General features: G+C 66.4%; 16 protein-coding genes. 7 read left to right on the forward strand and 9 right to left on the reverse strand.

Annotated elements, in window-relative coordinates; translation table 11 throughout:
• Positions 1-16 precede the first annotated feature (16 nt).
• Together ACE3OV_RS10435 and ACE3OV_RS10440 are read left to right on the forward strand one after the other, a co-directional pair.
• The gene (locus ACE3OV_RS10435; RefSeq protein WP_374327000.1) at positions 17-1,318 is read left to right on the forward strand and encodes an ABC transporter substrate-binding protein; all 1,302 of its coding nucleotides are present in this window, start codon (positions 17-19) and stop codon (positions 1,316-1,318) included.
• A complete protein-coding gene (locus ACE3OV_RS10440; RefSeq protein ID WP_374327001.1) occupies positions 1,315-3,639 on the forward strand; it encodes an ATP-binding protein in 2,325 nt (774 codons plus the stop codon). Before ACE3OV_RS10435 ends, ACE3OV_RS10440 begins: the two co-directional genes overlap by 4 nt.
• 19 nt (positions 3,640-3,658) lie before the next feature.
• Here ACE3OV_RS10440 and ACE3OV_RS10445 read toward each other — a convergent pair whose 3' ends face one another.
• Both ACE3OV_RS10445 and ACE3OV_RS10450 read right to left on the reverse strand, forming a co-directional pair.
• Positions 3,659-4,276 (reverse strand): hypothetical protein, encoded by a 618-nt coding sequence (locus ACE3OV_RS10445; RefSeq protein ID WP_374327002.1) that lies wholly within the window; start codon positions 4,274-4,276, stop codon positions 3,659-3,661.
• 124 nt (positions 4,277-4,400) lie between these two features.
• Positions 4,401-5,318, reverse strand: a complete 918-nt coding sequence (locus ACE3OV_RS10450; RefSeq protein ID WP_374327003.1) for a LysR family transcriptional regulator — start codon at positions 5,316-5,318, stop codon at positions 4,401-4,403.
• A 130-nt stretch (positions 5,319-5,448) separates the two neighbouring features.
• Between ACE3OV_RS10450 and ACE3OV_RS10455 the strand changes: the two genes are divergently transcribed.
• Positions 5,449-6,000, forward strand: coding sequence for a flavodoxin family protein (locus tag ACE3OV_RS10455; RefSeq protein ID WP_374327005.1), 552 nt, complete (start codon positions 5,449-5,451; stop codon positions 5,998-6,000).
• A gap of 49 nt (positions 6,001-6,049) precedes the next feature.
• A complete protein-coding gene (locus ACE3OV_RS10460) occupies positions 6,050-6,850 on the forward strand; it encodes a response regulator (RefSeq protein ID WP_374327006.1) in 801 nt (266 codons plus the stop codon).
• 18 nt (positions 6,851-6,868) lie between these two features.
• Here the strand turns inward: ACE3OV_RS10460 and ACE3OV_RS10465 are convergent, their stop codons facing one another.
• From ACE3OV_RS10465 to ACE3OV_RS10480, 4 genes are all read right to left on the reverse strand, one after another.
• A complete protein-coding gene (locus ACE3OV_RS10465) occupies positions 6,869-7,396 on the reverse strand; it encodes a hypothetical protein (RefSeq protein WP_374327008.1) in 528 nt (175 codons plus the stop codon).
• Between the two features lie 9 nt (positions 7,397-7,405).
• Positions 7,406-7,834 (reverse strand): hypothetical protein, encoded by a 429-nt coding sequence (locus ACE3OV_RS10470; RefSeq protein WP_374327009.1) that lies wholly within the window; start codon positions 7,832-7,834, stop codon positions 7,406-7,408.
• Positions 7,835-8,122: 288 nt separating this feature from the next.
• Positions 8,123-8,671, reverse strand: coding sequence for a hypothetical protein (locus tag ACE3OV_RS10475; protein WP_374327010.1), 549 nt, complete (start codon positions 8,669-8,671; stop codon positions 8,123-8,125).
• On the reverse strand, positions 8,668-9,795 hold the full coding sequence (locus ACE3OV_RS10480) for an exo-alpha-sialidase (protein ID WP_374327011.1): 1,128 nt from the start codon (positions 9,793-9,795) through the stop codon (positions 8,668-8,670). Before ACE3OV_RS10480 ends, ACE3OV_RS10475 begins: the two co-directional genes overlap by 4 nt.
• A 116-nt stretch (positions 9,796-9,911) precedes the next feature.
• On the opposite strand from ACE3OV_RS10480, the gene ACE3OV_RS10485 reads away from it, so the two are divergent.
• Positions 9,912-12,470 (forward strand): putative bifunctional diguanylate cyclase/phosphodiesterase, encoded by a 2,559-nt coding sequence (locus tag ACE3OV_RS10485; protein WP_374327012.1) that lies wholly within the window; start codon positions 9,912-9,914, stop codon positions 12,468-12,470.
• Here the strand turns inward: ACE3OV_RS10485 and ACE3OV_RS10490 are convergent, their stop codons facing one another.
• Complete coding sequence (locus tag ACE3OV_RS10490; RefSeq protein ID WP_374327013.1) at positions 12,471-13,256, reverse strand: enoyl-CoA hydratase; 786 nt, start codon at positions 13,254-13,256, stop codon at positions 12,471-12,473.
• 116 nt (positions 13,257-13,372) lie between these two features.
• Here ACE3OV_RS10490 and ACE3OV_RS10495 point away from each other — a divergent pair, with 116 nt between their 5' ends.
• Both ACE3OV_RS10495 and dnaE read left to right on the forward strand, forming a co-directional pair.
• A complete protein-coding gene (locus ACE3OV_RS10495) occupies positions 13,373-14,527 on the forward strand; it encodes a benzoate/H(+) symporter BenE family transporter (protein ID WP_374327014.1) in 1,155 nt (384 codons plus the stop codon).
• 25 nt (positions 14,528-14,552) lie between these two features.
• A complete protein-coding gene (gene dnaE, locus ACE3OV_RS10500; RefSeq protein ID WP_374327015.1) occupies positions 14,553-17,996 on the forward strand; it encodes a DNA polymerase III subunit alpha in 3,444 nt (1,147 codons plus the stop codon).
• Positions 17,997-18,011: 15 nt separating this feature from the next.
• On the opposite strand, the gene ACE3OV_RS10505 is transcribed toward dnaE, so the two are convergent.
• A complete protein-coding gene (locus ACE3OV_RS10505; RefSeq protein WP_374327016.1) occupies positions 18,012-19,529 on the reverse strand; it encodes a methyl-accepting chemotaxis protein in 1,518 nt (505 codons plus the stop codon).
• A gap of 120 nt (positions 19,530-19,649) precedes the next feature.
• Positions 19,650-20,234, reverse strand: coding sequence for a response regulator (locus ACE3OV_RS10510; RefSeq protein ID WP_374327017.1), 585 nt, complete (start codon positions 20,232-20,234; stop codon positions 19,650-19,652).
• Positions 20,235-20,306 lie beyond the last annotated feature (72 nt).

Below are 20,306 nucleotides of genomic sequence, written 5' to 3' on the forward strand. Positions count from 1 at the left end.
GGCGAGGGAGAGGGAAATGACGATCAAAGGCTGGCAATTGCTCGGCAGTCTGGTCCTTTGCCTGCTCGCCGCCTGCGGCCAGGAAGTGGCGCCGGCCAAGCCGCCGCGCAGCACGGTGACCTTCCTGCACTACTTCAGCGACTCCCTGAGCGGTGGCGTCGGCGAGACGGCGCAGGCCTTCAATGCGCAGAACACGAGCCACGAACTGAAGGCGGTTTCCCTCGACCATGAAGCCTTCAAGAGCAGCATCCGCGACACCCTGCAGGCCGGCAACCCGCCCGACCTCTATTCCAACTGGGCGGGCGCCCGCACGGCGGCGATCGTCGACCGGCTGCAACCGATCGACGACGTCTGGGCCAGCGCCGGCCTCGATGCTGTCTTCTCCCCGGCGGTGACGCAGGCGGCGAGCGAGTACGCCGGCCACAAATACCTGTTGCCGCTGACCCAGCACTACATCGGCATCTTCTACAACAAGCGCCTGTTCGCCGAACACGGTCTGCAGCCGCCAGCCAGCTGGGACGAGTTCCTGGCTGTCTGCGAGCGCCTCAAGGCGGCTGGCGTGACGCCGATTGCCCTCGGTGCGCGCGACAAGTGGCCGGCGCAGTTCTGGTTCGACTTCCTGCTGCTGCGCAGCGTCCCCTACGAATTCCGCCAGCGTCTGATGAACGGCGAGGCGCGCTTCGACGATCCGCGCGTGCTGGCCGTTTTCGCCCGCTGGAAGCGCCTGCTCGACGCCGGCTATTTCAACCGCCAGCCCCATCCGAACAGCCTGGCCTGGGACAGCGGTGCCAACGAGATGGTCTATCGCGGCGAGGCGGCGATGACCCTGATGGGGACCTGGAACATCGGCTATTTCACCAATCCTGCGCACGGCTGGGAGGCCGGCCGCGATTTCGACTTCTTCCCCTTCCCGGTGATCGATCCGCAACTGCCGCGGGTGGCGATGGGGCCGATCGACGGCCTGGTGCTGCCACGGCAGGCGGCCAATCCGGCGGGCGCCCGTGCCGTCCTCGCCTATTTCGCCGGTGCCGCCGCGCAGCAGGCGTTCAGCCGCGGCTCCGGGGCGCTGGCGCCGAATCGCCAGGTGCCGGCCAGCGCCTACAACGAACTGCAGCAGCGAGTGCGCGACGACATCGGCCGCAGTCCGATCTTCACCTTCGCCTTCGATCTGGCGGCGCCGCCCGCCGTCGCCAGCCTTGGCCTCGATGCCTTCGCCGATTTCCTGGCCTTCCCGCAGAGCTATCCGGAAATTGCCCGGCAACTGGCCGCCGACGCCGCGACGGCTTTCGCTGCCCGCCCGGGGAAGGTCGTTCAGTGAAATGGCTTGAGCATCTCGGTTTCCGGCAGAAGATCCAGCTCAGTTTCGCCGCGCTGGTCCTGCTGGTTGCCGCCAATGCCCTGGTCGGCATCTACACCGCCGTCTCGATCACCCGCCAGGTCAGCGAACAGGAAACCCTGGCCGCGATCATCGGCGACATCATGCGCTTGCGTGACGCGACCGAGCGATTTTCGCGGCAGCGGGCGCGTCAGGCGGAGGCTCAGGCGCTCGCCGCGCTGGCCGAACTCGACCGGCGGATTGCCGCGACGCCGGAGCGCCACGCCGCCTACGCCGTCCTCCTGCCCCTGCTCGACGATTATCGCCAGCAGTTCCAGCAATACTCGATCGAGGTCGACCAGCGGGCAGCGCTGGAGAGCCGCGCCCTGCAAGTGGGGCAGCGCCTGCCGGGGGCGCTCGGCGACCGGCGGCTGCGCTTTGCCTCGCTGAGCGACCGCGAACGTTTCGACAACCTGCTGCTGCGCCTGCTCAGCCTGCAATGGCAGGAGCGGGCATTGCAGGAATCGTCGCGGGCTGGCGAGCCGCCCCTGCTCGCCGAACTGCGCGCCGATCTCGAAGGTCTGCGCAGCAGTGTGCCGGGGCAGGATAGCGAGGCACAGCGCCACGTTTATCGCATCCTTCAGGACGCCGGCGACTACGTCGGCAGCTTCACTGCCTACCTGCGCATTCGCGCCAGCAGCGAAACTGGCGAGCAGCGGCTGGCCGAGATCGTCGGTCAGTTGAATGCGGCCGCGCTGGCGCTCAGTGAGCAGAAACGACAGTCGATCGAAAGGCAGACGCCGACATCGATCGCGCTGATGGTGCTGGTCTTCCTTGGCATCCTGCTGCTCGCCGCCACGCTTTCCGCCCGTCTCAGCCGCAGCATCCTGCTGCCGATCAACCGCCTGATCGGCACCACCCGGCAAATTGCCGCCGGCCAGCTCGAAGCGCGGGCGGCCGTCGATGTCGACGACGAGATCGGCGAACTCGCCCGTTCCTTCAACCGCATGACCGACAGTCTGCGCGCTTTGCAACTCGGGCTGGAACAGCGGGTCGACGAGCGTACCGCCCAGCTGGCCGAAGCCAACGCCGCGCTGCGCGACTACCAGGGACATCTCGAAGCCATGGTCGACGAGCGGACCAGCGAACTGCTCACCGCCAAGGAAGCGGCGGAAGCCGCCAGCCGCGCCAAGACCAGCTTTCTCGCCAACATGAGCCATGAGCTGCGGACGCCGATGAACGGCATCCTCGGCATGATCGCGCTCGCCCTGAAACAGGTCGCCGAGCCGCGGCCACGCGAACAACTGGACAAGGCGCGGCGCTCCGCCGAACGCCTGCTCGCCATCCTCAACGACATTCTCGACCTGTCGCGTATCGAGGCCGACCGCCTGCACCTCGAGCAGGCGCCGTTCCGGCTGGCCGGCGTGCTCGACAACATCGACATCCTGTTCGCCCACCGCGCCGCCGAGAAAGGCCTGCGCCTGCGCATCGATCTGCCGCCGGTGCTGGCTGCTGTCTCGCTGCTCGGCGACGCACTGCGCCTGGGGCAGATCCTGATCAACCTGGTCGGCAACGCCATCAAGTTCAGCGAGCGCGGCGATGTCGCGCTGCGCGTCAGTCGCCGCGATGGCGGCGATGGCCTTGCCGAACTGCGTTTCGAGGTTGAGGACAGCGGCATCGGCATCAGCAGCGCCGACCAGCAGCGCATCTTCGCCGCCTTCGAGCAGGCCGACGGCTCGATGACCCGCAAGTACGGCGGCAGCGGCCTTGGCCTCGCCATCTGCCGGCAGCTGGTGGAACTGATGGACGGCGACATCGGCGTCGTCAGTACACCCGGACAGGGCAGCGTCTTCTGGTTCGTCGTCCGTCTGCCCGAAGTGGCGGCTGCCGAGCCATTGCCCTCCGCCGGGCCGGACACCCAGGAAAATGAAGCGGCGCTGCGTGCCGATTTCGCCGGCCGCCGCATCCTGCTCGTCGACGACGAACCGATCAGCCGCGAAGTCGGCGAAATCCTCCTCGCCGGCGCCGGCCTCCAGGTCGATACCGCCGAAGACGGTGAACAGGCGCTGGCGTTTGCCCGCCAGCAAAGCTACGACCTGATCCTGATGGACATGCAGATGCCGAACCGCAACGGCATCGACGCCACCCGCGCCATCCGCGCCGAGTCCCTGAACCGGCGGACGCCGATCCTGGCGATGACCGCCAACGTTTTCGACAGCGACCGCGAGGCCTGTCTGGCCGCCGGCATGAACGACCACCTGGCCAAGCCGCTGACGCCGGAAGCGCTATTCGCGGCGGTGCATCGCTGGTTGCGCGCGGGCTAGCGCCTGCCGTCGGCTGTCTTCACATGTCCAGCGTGGTGCAGCCGATCCGGGATGCTTTGTCGCTGCGGAAGTAGGTGTAAGCCGGGATGGCGTAGTAGCTCTCCGCGTTGTAGGCGAATTCCCGGCTGAACAGCACCGGCGCGTCTTCGTTTCGCAGGACGAAAGAAGTCTTGGCGCCGACGGCGGTGATGTAGTCGGCAAGCGGGCCGTCCACGACCACCGAGAAGTCGGAACCGCTGTCACCCCAGAAGTCGAACGTCTTCGCCGGAAATCCGAGCACCTTGGTGCCGGCCGGCAACTGCCAGCTGCCTTCGGGCGTCCCCTCGACGAGTTGCGCGCCGGTGACGCCCAGCCGTTGCAGTGAGCGGATAAAAGCAGGGTCCTGAACGTCCAGGATCGCACCGGGGGCGCAAAAGACCGCGCTGGTCAGCCATTGCTCGAGGTCGGCGAGCGATTTCAGGCGGGCGGGCCGGGACAGGTCGAGCGTCGCCGGATAGTAGTGCGGCGTGTCGAGGTGGCGCATCAAGAAACTGGCTGCCGCCGGCGGCAGCTTCGCCCGCTGCCAGTAGGCGATGGCGACGCTGGCGAGGATTGCCAGCAGAAGGAAGAGGGCGGCAGTGGCGAGAGATCTTTTCATGGGGCGGCGCAGCATCAGGGAGGGCCGGACGGGGCGGCACGTTAGCATGAATGGATTCCTGTTGCATGCCATTGGCACGCACCGGCTGCCGCCGGCGCGCAGCCCGTCGAGACGCTGCACCCGCTCAGCTGCTGCCCAGCCCCTCGCTTAGCATGGCGAGCGTCGCCGGTTGGGCCAGTTCGTCGAGGAACCAGCGCAGTGCCTTGCCGATCTGCCGGTTGCGCCAGGCGATGTGCGATTGCAGCGCGGGTCGGGGGTCGGCGAGCTGCAGTTCGACGAGGCGGCCGGCGGCGATTTCCGGGTCGGCCAGCCAGGCCGGCAGGTGGCCGACGCCGAGGCCGGCGATCTGGGCCTGCGCCTTGGCGCGCATGTCGGGGACGCGCAGCACGTCCTGGCCTTCGAGCAGGCCGATGGTGCGGGCGCTCAGTTCGCGCGAGGTGTCGGCGATGACGATGGCGCGGTGGCGCATCAGTTCGCTGCTCGGCAGCGGCCCTTGCCAGCTGGCCAGCGGGTGGCCGGCGGCGACCACCAGACGCATCACCGTCCGGCACAGCAGGCGGCTGCTTATGCCGCCGCGCGCCGGTGGATCGCCGGGGGCGCCGAGCACCAGGTCGGCGCGATCGGCGGCGAGGGCGTCCCAGGTGCCGCCGAGGACTTCGTTGGCCAGACTGATCCGGGTGTGGTGGCCGGCGTCGTAGAAGCGGCGGATCAGCGGGAAGATTCGTTCGCTGGGGATGATGGCGTCGATGCCGATGCGCAGCTCGGCTTCCCAGCCGGTGGCGATGCGTTGCACGCGCCGTTCCAGTTCCTGGGCGGCGCGCAGCAGGTGGCGGCCGTCGGTGAGCAGGCTGCGGCCGGCGTCGTTGAGGATGGCGCGGCGGCCTTCGCGGATGAAGAGCGGGGTGCCGAGGTCGCTTTCCAGTTTGGCGACGGCGTGCGACAGCGCCGACGGTACCCGGTGCAGCACGGCGGCGGCGGCGGTGAAGCTGCCATGGTGGTCGATGGCGTCGAGTACCTGGAGCTGGTCGAGGGTGATCTTCATATGAAATTTACTGAACGAATCGGCCGAAATTGTTCGCTATTTTCGGCTGAACTCTAGGCTTAACATGGCGCCAAAGCAATATATTCATTCAACAGAATTCATCATGACTTCACCCGCGAAAGGAAACACCATGAGCCAAGTTATCGTTGTCTATCACTCCGGTTACGGCCACACCCAGCGCGTTGCCGAAACCGTCGCCGCCGGTGCCGGCGCCGAACTGCTCGCCATCGACGCTGAGGGCAAGCTGCCCGAAGGCGCCTGGGAGAAGCTCGCCGCGGCGAGCGCCATCGTCTTCGGCACGCCGACCTACATGGGCGGCCCGAGCTGGCAGTTCAAGAAGTTCGCCGACGCCTCGTCCAAGGCCTGGTTCACCCGCGCCTGGCAGGACAAGCTGTTCGCCGGCTTCAGTTGCAGCGCCAGCCTGATCGGCGACAAGGGCTCAACGCTGGCCTACCTGCAAACGCTGGCCTCGCAGCACGGCGGCCTGTGGGTGTCGCTCGGCATGTTGCCGAGCAACAGTAAGGCGGCGACGCGCAACGACGTCAATAGCCTGGGCGGTTCGGTCGGCCTGATGGTGCAGTGCCCGTCCGACGCTGGCGCCGCCGAAATCCCCGCCGGCGACATCGAGACCGCGCGCCGCTTCGGCGAGCGCGTCGCCGCCGTCGCCGCCCGCTTCAAGTAAGCGGCGCGCTGCTATAGTGAGGGTTATCGTCGTTCCCGGAGAGCACCGCATGGCCCTGACCTCCTCGCTGGCCGAACTCGTCGTCCTGCTGGTCGAACCGTCGCAGATGCAGGCCAACCTCGTCACGCGCATGCTCGAACATCAGGGCGTCAGGCGGGTGACGGCGGTGACTTCAGCGCGTGCGGCGCTCGCCGCGCTGAACGATCCCGATCCCGGGCAGGTGGTGATCAGCAGCCTCTACCTGCCGGACATGCCGGGCACCGAACTGGTGATGGCGATGCGCGCCGAGCCGATGCTGGAAACCATTCCCTTCATCCTGGTGTCCAGCGAAACCCGGCCGCAGCTGCTTGAACCGATCCGCCAGTCCGGCGCCTGCGCCATCGTCGCCAAGCCCTTCACCGAGCAGCAACTGGCGCGCGCCCTTTATGCCGCGGTGGACAACCTCAACCCGCCGGAAGAGCTCGACGTCGCTGACATCGAGGCGCTGCGCGTGCTGGTCGTCGACGACAGCGTCGCTTCCCGCCATTACCTGCGGCGCCTGCTCGAGGAACTGGGAATCTCCCGCATCACCGAATGCGCCAACGGTCGGGAAGCGGTCGCCGTGCTTCAGGAAAGCCTGTTCGATCTGGTCATCACCGACTACAACATGCCGGAAATGGACGGCCGTGAACTTACCGAATACATCCGCACCCAGAGCTGGCAGGCCGACGTGCCGGTGCTGATGGTGACCAGCGAGCAGAACATGGGGCGCCTCGCCGCAGTCGAGCGGGCTGGCGTCTCGGCCATCTGCGACAAGCCGTTCGAGGCGTCCAGCGTGCGCACCCTGATCAACGACGCGCTGCGCTCCTGAAACGGCCGGGGCGGCGCGCTACTGCGCCGGTGCCGGGAAGCCCCGCTGGATTTCGGCAAACAGCGCCGCGTTGGCCTCCCGCCCGGCGGCGGAAGAAATCATCAGGATCAGGCTGTCGTCGCTCAGGAAATATGCGTAGACCGTGTTGGCTTCGCTGCGCAGTTTGCGTCCGCGCACGTCGTCCAGGGCGCCGGCGAGTTTCTGTAGTTCGCCCGGCGCCGCGCTTCGGAAACGCTCCACCGTGAAATAGCTTTCGCCGTTGATCAGCTTGACTACTTCGTGGCCGGTCAGATGCTTGAGGTGATCGCGACCTACCGTCCGGAAGATTGCCCGAGCCGTCTCCCTGGCGTGCCGACAGGGCGCATCGTCCGTTTGAACCACCAGCTCGGGATGCTGGCGCAGCAGGCTTGCAACGGCCTGGGCGAGGTGCTCGTCGGTAATCGGCGCCAGCTTGTGCGTACATGCTTGAACCTGCGCCCCGGCCTCGCCGGGGGCTGCCAGAATTGCCAGGAAACAGGCGGTGATCGCCGCAGCGAAGGTCTTCATGCGGGCCTTTCAGTCGTGAACCCTGCGGGTCTGGTTGTTTCGGATATCGGGGACTTTTGCGCCCTGGATGACGACGGTCAATTTCCCGGCGGCGACCAGCGCCTCGATGGCACTGTCGGAGGAGGCGTTCGACAGGCCGGACAGTCCGGCGATGGCATTCTTGAAATCGTCGTAGTTGCCGATGATCTCGATGCAGCCGGCGGAGCCGAATCCCCAGTCGTTCAGGGTGGCCGGTCCGGCGTGGATGTAGAAGGTGCTGCGCAGGACGATGGCGCCGCGGCCGGGCGAATAGCGGTTGTGGACCGCGTAATCCTGCTTGTAGCGGGAAACCTTGATCCGGTTGGCCGACGACAGGCCGGCGTTGGCCCATCCCTTGAGGCCGTAGTGCGGGTCGGGCCGCGCCGGATCGTTGAAGTAGGGCATGAAACGGGGCGCCATGAATTCGATGCTGGTTGCCGCGCCTGCCGCATTTTTGCCCCTGACCAGGATGCGATGCACCGGTACCTAGTAGAGAGGGTAATAGCCTGCGTCGTCGGTCTGTTGGTCGGGGTAGGAGCGTGCTTCGTAATGGGCGACGACAGAGTTCGTCACGACGATTTCCACGTTTTTCGATGCCATCGATTTTCCTCGCAAATGGATGCTGCACACCAATTCGGCAAATAATGTAACGGCATAATTATATGGAATATCCGTGACGATGGCGGCGCAGGATGTTCCGGTGTTCGGTCAGCGTCGCCGGACGACGATCAGACGGATCGCCAGTCCGCGCAGGACAACGCCCAGCGCGAGAAGGGCGAGCAGCGGGTCGAACAAGGCGTCCCAGAGATTGGCGAAGAGGCCGCCGGCGTAGGCGGCGAGGCCGGCGGCGAGGATCAGCAGCCAGGCGTCGAGACGCTTCCACCAGAGCATGATGCCGAGCGGCAGCAGCGCCGCCAGCAAGGGCAGCGGCTGGTAGCCGAGGGCGTAGGGGTCGAAGCTGCCCCAGCCGAGTGCGGCCGGGTAGAAGAGGGCGGCGACACCGACGACGACCAGCGCCGCCGGGTAGGTCAGCGGCACCAGCGGTCGCTGCTGCAGGTGGAGCAGCGCCAGGATCAGCAGGGTCAGCGAGGGCGGCCCGAACAGCGCGTGCAGCGCCGGCGCGATGCCGGCCAGCAGGGCAACGGTGGTTCCCGCCAGCGCCGCGTGCGGGCGCAGCACGCCGAGCGGCAGCAGGCTGACCAGACCGCCGAAGATCAGGCCATGGGCGAGCAGACCGTAGGCGGCAAGCAGGTTCATGGCTGGCCTCCGGTGAGCCAGGGCTCGTTGAAGCTGAGGTGGCGGATACCTTGCCGGCGCCAGGCATAGATGAGGTGGATGCGACCGTCGGCGGCTTGCAGCAGCGCCGGTTCGGAGAAATCGGCGGTGGCGTCGGCGGCGTCCTCGACGCGGCGTGCCAGCTGCCAGTTGTTGCCTTGCGCGTCGCCCAACCAGAGCGTCAGGCGGCCGCGTCCGCTGCCTTCGTTGCCGGCCAGCAGCAGGCGGCCACTGGCCAGGCGCAGCAGCGCCAGCGGCGTGCCGGGGTTGGCGATCGCCGGGGCGGGCGCCGTTTGCCAGGTTTGACCACCGTCGCCGCTGCGTGCGCCGGTCAGGCCGGGGAAGGTCGCCAGCAGCGCGATCGCGCTGCTGGTCTCGGTGGCGGCGATGGCCGGGTAGGCGCCGCCGGCCGGCAGGCGACGCTGGTCGACGATGCGCCCGGCGCGGTCGACGCGCAGCCAGGTGGCGTGGCGGTTCAGGCCGGACTGGCTGAGCGGCAGGCCGAAACCACCGTCGGCCAGCGGTAGCGGCGTCTGTGCCAGCGGGGCGCGGCTGGCGAGTGGCGTCGTGCGGCGCAGGGTGGGCCGCCGCCAGTGGTGGCCGCCGTCGTCCGACTCGCTGTACAGCAGGAAGCCGCCGAGACCGCCGGTGCCGCTGGCGCTGTACCAGAGTTGTAGACGCTCGCCGGCAGCGGCGAGTACCGGCTGGGCGAGGCGGTCGAGGTGGGCGAAGACGGTGCCGGCGCTGTCTTCCAGCGTGGTCAGCGGCAGCGGCTCCAGCCACTGGTCGTCGACCAGGCGGCTGAACCAGATCGCGTCCTGCGCGTACTTGCCGCCGGCGCGGCCGACCCAGGCGGCAACCAGCGTGCCGTCGGCGAGCCGGGCCAGGCTCGGGCTGGCGGCAGCGGAACCGGTGCCGGGCAGCATCCGCGCCTGGTAAAGCGGCGGCGCTGCCGGGGCGGGGCGGGCGGGCGGCACGACCAAACCGGTTGCCGTGTCGCGCGGCGCCTGGAGCGCGGCTGCAGCGAGGGCGGCGAGGAAAAGGCAGGGCGCGAGCCAGCGCAGATGGCGTTGCAGCAAGGGGGAAAGAGCCGGGAGGGGCAACATGGGCCGGATTGTAACCCTGGCGACCGGCCGGGCGGCTGGCGTGACATACTGCAGGCATTCGCCGGTGGCGTTGGCGCGGGCGGATTTGGTGATACTCTCTGCACGGGGGAGAAGCAATGCGCATCAACAGTTTCATACTGGCGACCTCGGCTGTGGTCGCCGCCTTGTTTTTCGGGGGCGCCTACTGGTCGCTCGACCGGGTATTCGACAACATCGTGCGAACCAATGCCGCGCGCGCGTCCGACGCCGCGACCCGGATCACCTTCGCTTCGATGTACCAGTTGATGAGCCAGGGCTGGAGCCGCAAGCAGGCTGACGATTTCCTGCGCGAAATGGCCGGTTCCGGTGCCGGCAGCAGCATGCAGGTGCAGATCTACCGCGGCCAGCCGGTGGTCGAGTTGTACGGCGAGATCGCCCAGCCGCCGATTGATGCCTTGATCGGCGAGGCGCTGCGCAGCGGTCGGCCGGCGCGCCTCGACAGCAAGGAGGAAGCGCGCCATGTCTATCCGTTGATTGCCGACCAGCGTTGCCTGCAGTGCCATACCAACGTCCAGCCCGGCGTCGCGCTGGGGGCGATTGAAGTCCGCCAGGAATACGCTGGCCTGCTCGCCGACGCGCGCCATCAGCTGTTGCTTGCCTTCGCTCTGCTGGTGCCGCTGGCGGCGGTCCTCGCCGGTGCCGCCGTGTGGTGGGTCGGGCGCCGCATCGAGGGCGCCGTCGAAAGCCTGCAGCAGGAGTTCGACCAGGTCGGTGCGGTGGGCGATCTGAAGGCGCTGGCGGTGACCGAGCGCGATTTCGTCTTCGTCGAACTCAAGCGCATCGACCAGGCGTTGCGTGCGCTGCTCGACAAGCTGCGCGGCATCGCCGTGGACAAGGAAATCCTCAGCTTCGAGATCGGCCTGCTCGAGAAATTCGTCATCACCGCAGATGTCGTCCGCGACTGGCGCGAGTACGTCGGTCGCCTGTTGATCGACATCAACACCATCCTGCCGGCGCACACGCTGTTCTCGATCTTCAAGATCGACGACGAGATGTTCGACCTCGAAGTCTTCTGGTACGGGCCGGTGTCGTCGGACACCAAGCGGCGGATGGAGCACTACATCAACGTTGAACTGTCGCGCACGGTGACCTTCTCCGAATGCGGCAGCTTCGCCGTCCATCACCACGTCGCCAACAGCGATGGGCCGGTGGTCGAGCTGAGCGAGGACGAGGTGGCGCTGCGCGCCAAGTCCTTCTTCGTCGACAAGCCGAAGATCGGCGGCATCGTCGGCATCGGCGTTCATGCCGGGGTGCTCGAGGACGAGACGCGCTACCTGGTGGTCGAGAGCGTGCTGTCGACGCTGCTCAACGTCGTCGGCTCGGTCAAGGCGATCTACAAATACACCCGTGACCTCGAGTACTACGCGACCCGCGATCCGCTGACCGACCTCTTCAACCAGCGCGTCTTCTGGGAGCTGTCGTCCTACGAAATCGGCCGCGCCCAGCGCAACGGCTACAGCTTCGGCCTGCTGCTGATCGACCTCGACAACTTCAAGCTGGTCAACGACAACCATGGCCACACCGTCGGCGACACCTACCTGCAGCGCTTTGCGCGCCAGGTCCAGGGGGCGCTGCGCGACGGCGACATCCTGGTCCGCTACGGCGGCGACGAGTTTGTCGCCGTGCTGCCGGAAGCGACGCAGGAATCGGTGGTGGTGGTGGCGCAGCGGGTGCGCAGCGCCGTCGAGCAGCTCGAGGTGATCACGCCGGAAGGCGTGCGCCTGCGCGGCACGGCGTCGATCGGCCTGGCCGTCTATCCGGATCATGCGGACAGCACCAAGGACCTGCTGATGTTCGCCGACAACATGATGTACCGGGCCAAGGCGGCGGGTAAGGACCAGGTGGCGGTGCCGACGCCGGACGACGTCGTCGAGATCTTCCGCGACATCTCGCAGAAGAGCCTGATGGTCGTCGAGGCGATCGAGAATCAGCGCATCGTTCCCTACTTCCAGCCCATCCTCGACGTGGCAAGCCGGCAGATCGTCGCCTACGAGGTGCTTTCGCGCATCGACCTGGCCGGCGAGATGATTCGCGCCGACGAGTTCGTCGAGATTGCCGAGAAGATCGGCGTCATCCACCGTCTCGACATGCTGGTGCTGGAGCGGGCGCTGTTTTCCCTGTCGCAGCAGGGGCACGACGGCGAGATCTTCGTCAACCTGTCGCCGCGCGCGCTGGTGTTCAGCGAATTCGCCCGCGACCTGCGCCGCATCATCGCCGCCAGCGGCGTGGCGCCGGATCGCATCGTCTTCGAGATCACCGAGCGCGACACGGTGAAGAACCTGGCCCTGCTCGAACGTTTCCTGATCGACCTCAAGGCCGACGGTTTCAAGCTGGCGATCGACGATTTCGGCTCCGGCTTCTCGTCCTTCCACTACCTGCGGCGTTTCCCGATCGATTACCTGAAGATCGAAGGCGATTTCATCGCCAACATGCTGGTCAACAACAAGGACCGCACCTTCGTCACCAGCATCCGTTCGCTGGCGCGGGAAATGGGCATCGCGGTGGTTGCCGAGTACGTCGAGTCGCCGGAAGTGCTGCGCGAACTCGAACGCATGGAAATCCACCGCGCCCAGGGTTACTACATCGGCCGCCCGGCCCCGGTCATCATGCCCCGGGACTGGCAGCCGCCGGCCTGATCAGCAGCCCTTGTAGGCCGGCTTGCGCTTCTGCATGAAAGCGTCGATGCCTTCGCCGGCATCCTCGCTCATCATGTTGCAGGCCATCACCTCGCCGGCGTAGTCGTAGGCGTCGACCAGGCCCATTTCCAGCTGCTTGTAGAACATGCCCTTGCCCATGCGCACGGCGACGGCGCTCTTGGCGAGGATGGACCCGGCCAGGCGCTCGATTTCGGCGTCCAGCGCATCGGCCGGGACGACGCGATTGACCAGGCCCTTGGCGCGGGCTTCCATGGCGTCGATGAACTCGCCGGTGAGCAGCATTTCCAGCGCCGCCTTGCGCCCCAGGTTGCGCGCCAGACCGACCGCCGGCGTCGAGCAGAAGAGGCCGACGTTGATGCCGGAGACGGCAAACTTGGCGACATCGGCGGCGACCGCCAGGTCGCACATCGACACCAGCTGGCAGCCGGCGGCGGTGGCGATGCCATGCACGCGGGCGATCACCGGCTGCGGCAGGCGGGTGATGGTCTGCATCAGCTCGCCGCACTGGCGGAACAGCGCCTGCATGAATTCCTTGCTGTGGTTGGCGCGCATTTCCTTGAGGTCGTGGCCGGCGCAGAAGGCCTTGCCGGCCCCGGCGATGACGACGACGCGGACGTTTTGGTCGGCGGCGATGGCGTCGAGTTCGCTCTGCAGCGCCGTGAGCAGTTCGCAGGACAGCGAATTGAACTGGCCGGGCCGGTTCAGGGTCAGGGTGGTCAGGCCGTCGCCACGGTCTTCTCTCAGCAGGCAGGCTTGGTCGCTCATTCTGGTCTCCTCGATGGGTATTGTTGGTGATCCGCGACTGTAACCGAGAAGCCGGGCGGGCTCCAGCCGTCCGTCGCCTGCTATGATGCCGGGCTGTTTTTCCGGACGTTGCTGCCATGCGCCGCCTGTTTTCCATCTCCCACCTGACCGCCGGCTTCATCGCCGTCCTTGTCGGCTACACCAGTTCGGCGGCCATCGTTTTCCAGGCGGCGAGCGCCGCCGGGGCCGGTGCCGAACTGATCGGTTCGTGGCTGTGGGCGCTTGGCATCGGCATGTTCGCCACCTCGGTCGGCCTGTCGCTGTGGTTCAAGGCGCCGGTGCTGACTGCCTGGTCGACGCCGGGGGCGGCGCTGCTCGCCGTCGGGCTCAGCGGCGTGCCGATGAGCGAGGCAATCGGTGCTTTCCTGTTTGCTTCGGCGCTGATCGTCGTTTGCGGCGTTTTCGGGCTGTTCGAGGCGATCATGCGCCACGTTCCGAAATCGCTGGCGGCGGCGCTGCTGGCTGGCGTCCTGGTGCGCTTCGGGATGGCGCTGTTCACTTCGCTGGGTAGCGAGTTGCTGCTGGTCGGGGCGATGTTCGCCGTTTATTTCGCCGGTCGCCGCTGGTTGCCGCGCTACGCCGTGCCGCTTTCCTTCCTCGTCGGCCTGCTGCTCGCCGCGGCCGGCGGCATGATCCACGGTGAGGCGGTGAGCCTGACGCTGGCGCTGCCGGTGTGGACGACGCCGAGCTTTTCGCTGACCACGCTGATCGGCGTCGGCCTGCCGCTGTTCATCGTCACCATGGCCAGCCAGAACGTGCCCGGCCTGGCGGTCCTGCGCGCCAACGGTTATCAGACGCCGGCCTCGCCGCTGATCACCTGGACCGGCGTCACCGGCCTGCTGCTGGCGCCGTTCGGCGGTTTCGCCTTCAACCTGGCGGCGATCACCGCCGCCATCTGCATGAGCCCGGCGGCCGATCCCGACCCGGCGCAGCGCTACCGGGCGTCGATCTGGGCCGGCGTCTTCTACCTGTTCACCGGGCTGTTCGGGGCTACCGTCGCCGCGCTGTTCGGCGCCCTGCCGGCGGCGCTGATCGCCGCAATCGCCGGGCTGGCGCTGCTCGGCACCATCGGCAACAGTCTCGGCGCGGCGCTCGCCGACGAGCGCGAGCGCGAAGCGGCGCTGGTCACCTTCCTGGCTACCGCCTCGGGGATGTCGCTGTTCGGCATCGGCAGCGCCTTCTGGGGGCTGTTGCTGGGACTCCTGGTTTTGAAACTGGTGCCGCCGCGTTGAGTCCCGGCGAGGTAAAATCCCGGCGATGAATTCGCCGCGCTACGTTCATCTTCGTCTCCATTCGGAATATTCGGTCACCGACGGCATCGTCCGCATCGGCGACGCGGTCAAGCGGGCAGCCGGCGACGGCATGCCGGCGATGGCGCTGACCGACCTCGGCAACCTTTTCGGCCTCGTCAAGTTCTACACCGGCGCCCGCGGCAAGGGCGTCAAGCCGGTGGCCGGCGCCGACGTCTGGATCGCCAACCCGGAGGCGCCGGAAGCCCCCAGCCGCTTGCTGCTGCTGGTGCGCAACCGCCAGGGTTACCAGCAGTTGTGCGAACTGCTGACCCGCGCCTACACCGCCGAAGGCCGCCGCGACCGCGCCGAGATCCGCCGTGAGTGGTTCGCCGAGATTGGCAGCGACGGCCTGATTGCGCTCTCCGGCGCGCATCTCGGCGACGTTGGCGAAGCCTTGCTGAACGGCAACTTCGACCTGGCGATGGAACGCGCGCGGGCCTGGGAAGCGATCTTCCCCGACGCCTTCTACCTGGAAGTGCAGCGCTACGGCCAGCCGCAGCAGGAAGCCATCGTCCAGCAGACCGCCGACCTGGCCGGCGAAACCGGCATCCCGCTGGTCGCGACGCACCCGATCCAGTTCATGAATCGCGACGATTTCCGCGCCCACGAAGCGCGCGTCTGCATCGCCGAGGGTTACGTGCTGGGCGACCACCGGCGGCCGAAGATCTACACCGAAGAGCAGTATTTCAAGTCGCAGGACGAAATGCTCGAGCTCTTCGCCGACCTGCCGGAAGCGCTCGAAAACACCCTGGAAATCGCCCGCCGCTGCAACATCGAGATGACGCTGGGCAAGAACTTCCTGCCCAACTTCCCGATCCCGCCGGGCATGACCATCGACGAGTTCCTCGTCGACGAGGCGAAGAAGGGCCTCGAAGTCCGTCTCGCCGAGCTTTACCCCGACCCGGAAGTCCGCCAGCAACGCCGCCCGGAATACGACGAGCGGCTCGCCTTCGAGTGCAACACCATCGTCCAGATGGGCTTCCCCGGCTACTTCCTGATCGTTGCCGACTTCATCAACTGGGCCAAGCAGAACGGCGTGCCGGTCGGCCCCGGCCGGGGTTCCGGCGCCGGTTCGCTGGTCGCCTACAGCTTGCGCATCACCGACCTCGATCCGCTCGCCTACGCCCTGCTGTTCGAGCGCTTTCTCAACCCGGAGCGGGTGTCGATGCCCGACTTCGACGTCGACTTCTGCCAGGACAACCGCTGGCGCGTCATCGAGTACGTGCGCGAGCACTACGGCGCTGATGCGGTGAGCCAGATCGCCACCTTCGGCACCATGTCGTCGAAGGCGGTGATCCGCGACGTCGGCCGCGTCTTCGGCCTGCCTTACTCGATGTGCGACCGCATCTCGAAGCTGATCCCGATCGTCCAGAACAAGCCGGTGTCGCTGGCCGAGGCGCTGGAACAGGAACCGCAGTTGCGCGAGATGATGGAAGGCGACGGCGACGGCGAAACCATCCGCGAATTGTTCGACCTGGCCGGCCGTCTCGAAGACTTGACGCGCAACGTCGGCATGCACGCCGGTGGCGTGCTGATCGCCCCGGGCAAGATCACCGAGTTCTGCCCGATCTACCAGGCCACCGGCGCCGACGCCTCGCCGGTCTCGCAGTTCGACAAGGACGATGTGGAAAAGGCCGGCCTGGTGAAGTTCGACTTCCTTGGCCTGCGCAACCTGACGATTATCGAGCTGGCGCTCAAGTACATCGAGCGCATGACCGGCGAGAAGCTCGACCTGATGAGCCTGGGCTTCGAAGACCCGGGGGCTTACCAGATTCTGAAAGACGCCAATACGACGGCGATCTTCCAGGTTGAATCGGAGGGCATGAAGAAGCTGCTGAAAAAGCTCGCGCCCGACCGCTTCGAAGACATCATCGCCGTGCTCGCGCTCTATCGTCCCGGCCCGCTCGGCTCCGGGATGGTGGACGACTTCATCCTGCGCAAGAAGGGCCAGCAGGCCATCGACTATTTCCACCCCGACCTGACCGCCTGCCTGGCGCCGACCTACGGCGTCATCGTGTACCAGGAACAGGTCATGCAGATCTCGCAGATTATCGGCGGCTACACGCTCGGTGGCGCCGACATGCTGCGCCGGGCGATGGGCAAGAAAAAGCCCGAGGAAATGGCCAAGCACCGCGAGACGATTGCCGCCGGTGCCAAGGAGAAGGGCTACGACCCGGCGCTCGCCGAGCAGTTGTTCGACCTGATGACCAAGTTCGCGGAATACGGCTTCAACAAGTCGCACACCGCCGCCTACGCCGTCGTCACCTACCACACGGCGTGGCTGAAGAAGTACCACTGCGCGGCCTTCATGGCGGCGACCATGTCGTCCGACATGGACAACACCGACACGGTGAAGATCTTCTACGAGGACACCGTCGCCAACAAGGTGAAGGTGCTCGGTCCCGACGTCAATGCCTCGGCCTACCGCTTCGAGCCAGTCGATCGTTCGACCATCCGCTACGGCCTCGGTGCGGTCAAGGGCACTGGCGAGCAGGCGGTCAATGACATCCTGCGCGCCCGCGAGGCCGGCGGCCCGTTCAAGGACTTGTTCGACTTCTGCCAGCGCTGCGACAAGCGCATGGTCAACCGCCGCACCATCGAAGCGCTGATCAAGGCCGGCGCCTTCGACAGCATCGACAATGATCGTCACAAGCTGCTCGCCTCGGTCGGCATCGCCATGGAGTTCGCCGAACAGGCCGAGCGCAATGCGATGCAGACCAGCCTGTTCGACCTCGGCGACGTTGCCGAGGCGCACGCGCCGCAGTACCTGACGGTCAAGCCCTGGGACGAGAAGACGCAGTTGATGGAGGAGAAGACGGCGCTCGGCTTCTTCTTCTCCGGTCATCCGTACAACAGCTACAAGAAGGAGCTGGGGCGCTTCGTCCGGCGGCCGCTGAACCGCCTCGAACCGGCCAAGGAATTCCAGGTGCTGGCCGGCGTCGTCGTCGGCGTGCGCACGCAGATGACGCGCCGCGGCAAGATGCTTTTCGTCCAGCTCGACGACGGCACGGCGATGGTCGAAGTGTCGGTGTTCAACGAACTGTTCGAGGCCGAACGCAGCAAGATCGTCACCGACGAAGTCCTGCTCGTCGAAGGCAAGGTGCGCTACGACGATTTCTCCGGCGGCAATGCCGTCGCCGCCGAACGCCTGATGACGCTGGGTGAGGCGCGGGCGCGCTTTGCCAAGCACCTGCTGCTGAAGATGAACGGCACGGCGGATGCCAGCCGCCTGCGTTCGCTGCTGCAGCCCTTCGCGCCAGGGCCGGCGGCGGTCAGGCTGCGCTACCGCAACGCCAGCGCACAGTGCGACCTGCTGCTCGGCCAGGCCTTGCAGGTCCGTCTCGACGATGCGCTGCTCGAAGCCTTGTCCGAATGGCTGCAGCCGGAAAACGTCGAGATCGTCTACTGACGGCTGGTCCGGGGCTCAGGCAACCAGTTCGCTCTTGAAGCCGATGCGCACGGCGCCCCAGTGGCGGCCGTTGATGCTGATCGGCATCGACAGGTCGTTGAGGATTTCGCCGGTGTCACGGACATAGGTCTGGAACAGTGAGGATTTCTGATTGCGCGCCAGCTTGAGGCCGACCGGGTCGTTGAAGATGCGCTTGTGCCGGCATTTCGCCAGGTCCACCGCGGGGTCGCCGCTGGGCGGATGGGAAAAATTGCCGTTGTGGGCCGGCGCGTAGCCGTTGCTATCGACGGCCAGTGAATAGACAAGGCCGGGCAGCTCGCCGAGCAGGCGATCGTAGAGGCTGGTCAGTTCCTTGTCGCACTGGGCGTCGTAGGCGGTCGTGTAGCGCTGCGGGTTGGAGCCGGGGATTTCCTTGTAGGCCTGATCGAAGACGTCGACGCCGCGTTCGGCGAGGCGCTGCAGGATGGCGACAACGGCGTCGCGGAAGCCGATGCAGCGATCGTGCAGGGTATCAAACATGCTGCTGCCGGTGCGGAAGTCGGCGAGCGTGCATTGCAGGTCCTCGGTCGATTCGCGCAGCGTCTTCGCTGAGTCCTGGCACTGTTTCATGCGCCCGGAGATGTCGACCGAGTGGTTGCGGATTTCCTCGACCTCGCGGTGGATCGCCTGGTTGCTTTCGCGTAGCTTGTAGATCGCCGTGGCGATCGTCGACAACTGCTCGCTGGTGCGCTTGAAATCGCCGACCATGCTGTCGAGGTCGCGCGCCGAGGTGCCGATGTGGTCGTTGGCGCGGGTGACTTCGCCGACGATGGTCTGCGTCCGGGTCGAGGTGTCGGCGACCAGGTCGATCATCGACTGCGTGTTCTGGCCGATCACCAGGGTCGCCGTCTTGACCTTCTCGGCCAGCTTGCGCACTTCGTCGGCGACGACGGCGAAACCGCGGCCGGCCTCGCCGGCACGGGCAGCCTCGATCGCCGCGTTGAGGGCGAGCAGGTTGGTCTGGTCGGAAATGTCGTTGATCAGCGAGACGATCTGGTTGATCTTCATTGAACTGCTGTGCAGTTCGACGACCGTCGTCGAGAAGTGCTCGATGTGTTCATTGGTCGAACGCATCGTGCTGGCCACCGATTCCATCTGGCTCAGTGAGCGTTGCGCCATTTCCAGGTTGTTCTGCGTCGACGCCTGGATCGCGTCGGCATTGCTGGCGACATCACCGACCGCCTGGTTGACCCGGTTGCTCGAAGCGAAGATGTCTTCGGCCAGCGCTTCCTGGCGGCGCACCGCGTCGCCGGTCAGTTGCACCAGATGGTTCATGCGCGCCGCGTCGGCGGCAATGCTGACACTGCTGCTGCGGGCGTGCGTGATCAGGCCGCGGATGCGGGCGAAGAACCGGTTGAGATTGCCGGCGATGCGCCCGGCAGCATCGCTGCCGCCGCTGCCGACGGGATGTGCGAGATCGGCGGCACCGTCGGCAATCGCCGCGATGTCCCGATCAACCTTGTCCAGCGTTGCCGAATTGCCAAACCAGCCCATTGATGTCTCCTCTGCAGATGGCTACAGCCATTCTCCGGTGTCGCGCAAAGCGACCGTCGCGCGTCCCCGTCGCCCTTGGTGGGCGATCTCTGCGCTATTCTTGTGTGCTTGGTTCCGGGCTCAGGTACGCTGTCGGGCGGCCAGGCGGCCGAGCAGGAAACCCTTGATTTCGTGGAAGGGGATGGGTTTGCCGAAGACCGTGACGTCCTGCGGCATTTCCTTCTGGCGGATTTCCTGGGCGTCGATGGCGCTGACGACGATGATGTCCATCGGGCTCAGCTCGGGCAGCGCGCGCAGGCGGCGGATCATTTCGAAACCGTCCATGCCCGGCATCATCAGGTCGGCGATCAGGATGTCCGGCATGCGCTGGCCAACCTGCAGCAGGCCTTCGAAACCGTCACCGACGATGCGTAGTTCAACCGGCAGCTTCCAGTTGTCGAAGGTCATCCGGTAGAGTTTCTGCAGCGTCGGATCGTCTTCGGCGATCAGGATGTCGAGTTGGCCGGCGCTGTCGGCGGTGCGGGAAATCTGCTTGCGTCGTTTGGCGAGCAGGGCGTCCACCGAACTGGCGGGAATCCGGCGGTGTCCGCCGGCGGTCTTCCAGGCGTCGAGGACGCCGTTTTCCACCATGTTCTGCACGGTGCCCAGCGAGACGCCCAGGCGCTGGGCGGCTTGGCGGGTACTGAGAAATTCGTTGTCGGCCATAACTGTCGCTGAAATTGCAAATTTGCCAAATTGTAATCCAAACTCCCGGCTTGTTGGTGAAGAATCGTAAGC

Origin of the sequence: Azonexus sp. (genome assembly GCF_041909095.1) — a bacterium.
Lineage (GTDB): Bacteria > Pseudomonadota > Gammaproteobacteria > Burkholderiales > Rhodocyclaceae > Azonexus.

Coding starts and splice junctions, on each gene's coding strand:
- ACE3OV_RS10435 (WP_374327000.1), top strand. CDS start 17: ATGACGATCAAAGGCTGGCAATTGCTCGGCAGTCTGGTCCTTTGCCTG.
- ACE3OV_RS10445 (WP_374327002.1), bottom strand. CDS start 4,276: ATGAAAAGATCTCTCGCCACTGCCGCCCTCTTCCTTCTGCTGGCAATC.
- ACE3OV_RS10450 (WP_374327003.1), bottom strand. CDS start 5,318: ATGAAGATCACCCTCGACCAGCTCCAGGTACTCGACGCCATCGACCAC.
- ACE3OV_RS10455 (WP_374327005.1), top strand. CDS start 5,449: ATGAGCCAAGTTATCGTTGTCTATCACTCCGGTTACGGCCACACCCAG.
- ACE3OV_RS10460 (WP_374327006.1), top strand. CDS start 6,050: ATGGCCCTGACCTCCTCGCTGGCCGAACTCGTCGTCCTGCTGGTCGAA.
- ACE3OV_RS10465 (WP_374327008.1), bottom strand. CDS start 7,396: ATGAAGACCTTCGCTGCGGCGATCACCGCCTGTTTCCTGGCAATTCTG.
- ACE3OV_RS10470 (WP_374327009.1), bottom strand. CDS start 7,834: ATGGCGCCCCGTTTCATGCCCTACTTCAACGATCCGGCGCGGCCCGAC.
- ACE3OV_RS10475 (WP_374327010.1), bottom strand. CDS start 8,671: ATGAACCTGCTTGCCGCCTACGGTCTGCTCGCCCATGGCCTGATCTTC.
- ACE3OV_RS10480 (WP_374327011.1), bottom strand. CDS start 9,795: ATGTTGCCCCTCCCGGCTCTTTCCCCCTTGCTGCAACGCCATCTGCGC.
- ACE3OV_RS10485 (WP_374327012.1), top strand. CDS start 9,912: ATGCGCATCAACAGTTTCATACTGGCGACCTCGGCTGTGGTCGCCGCC.
- ACE3OV_RS10490 (WP_374327013.1), bottom strand. CDS start 13,256: ATGAGCGACCAAGCCTGCCTGCTGAGAGAAGACCGTGGCGACGGCCTG.
- ACE3OV_RS10495 (WP_374327014.1), top strand. CDS start 13,373: ATGCGCCGCCTGTTTTCCATCTCCCACCTGACCGCCGGCTTCATCGCC.
- dnaE (WP_374327015.1), top strand. CDS start 14,553: ATGAATTCGCCGCGCTACGTTCATCTTCGTCTCCATTCGGAATATTCG.
- ACE3OV_RS10505 (WP_374327016.1), bottom strand. CDS start 19,529: ATGGGCTGGTTTGGCAATTCGGCAACGCTGGACAAGGTTGATCGGGAC.
- ACE3OV_RS10510 (WP_374327017.1), bottom strand. CDS start 20,234: ATGGCCGACAACGAATTTCTCAGTACCCGCCAAGCCGCCCAGCGCCTG.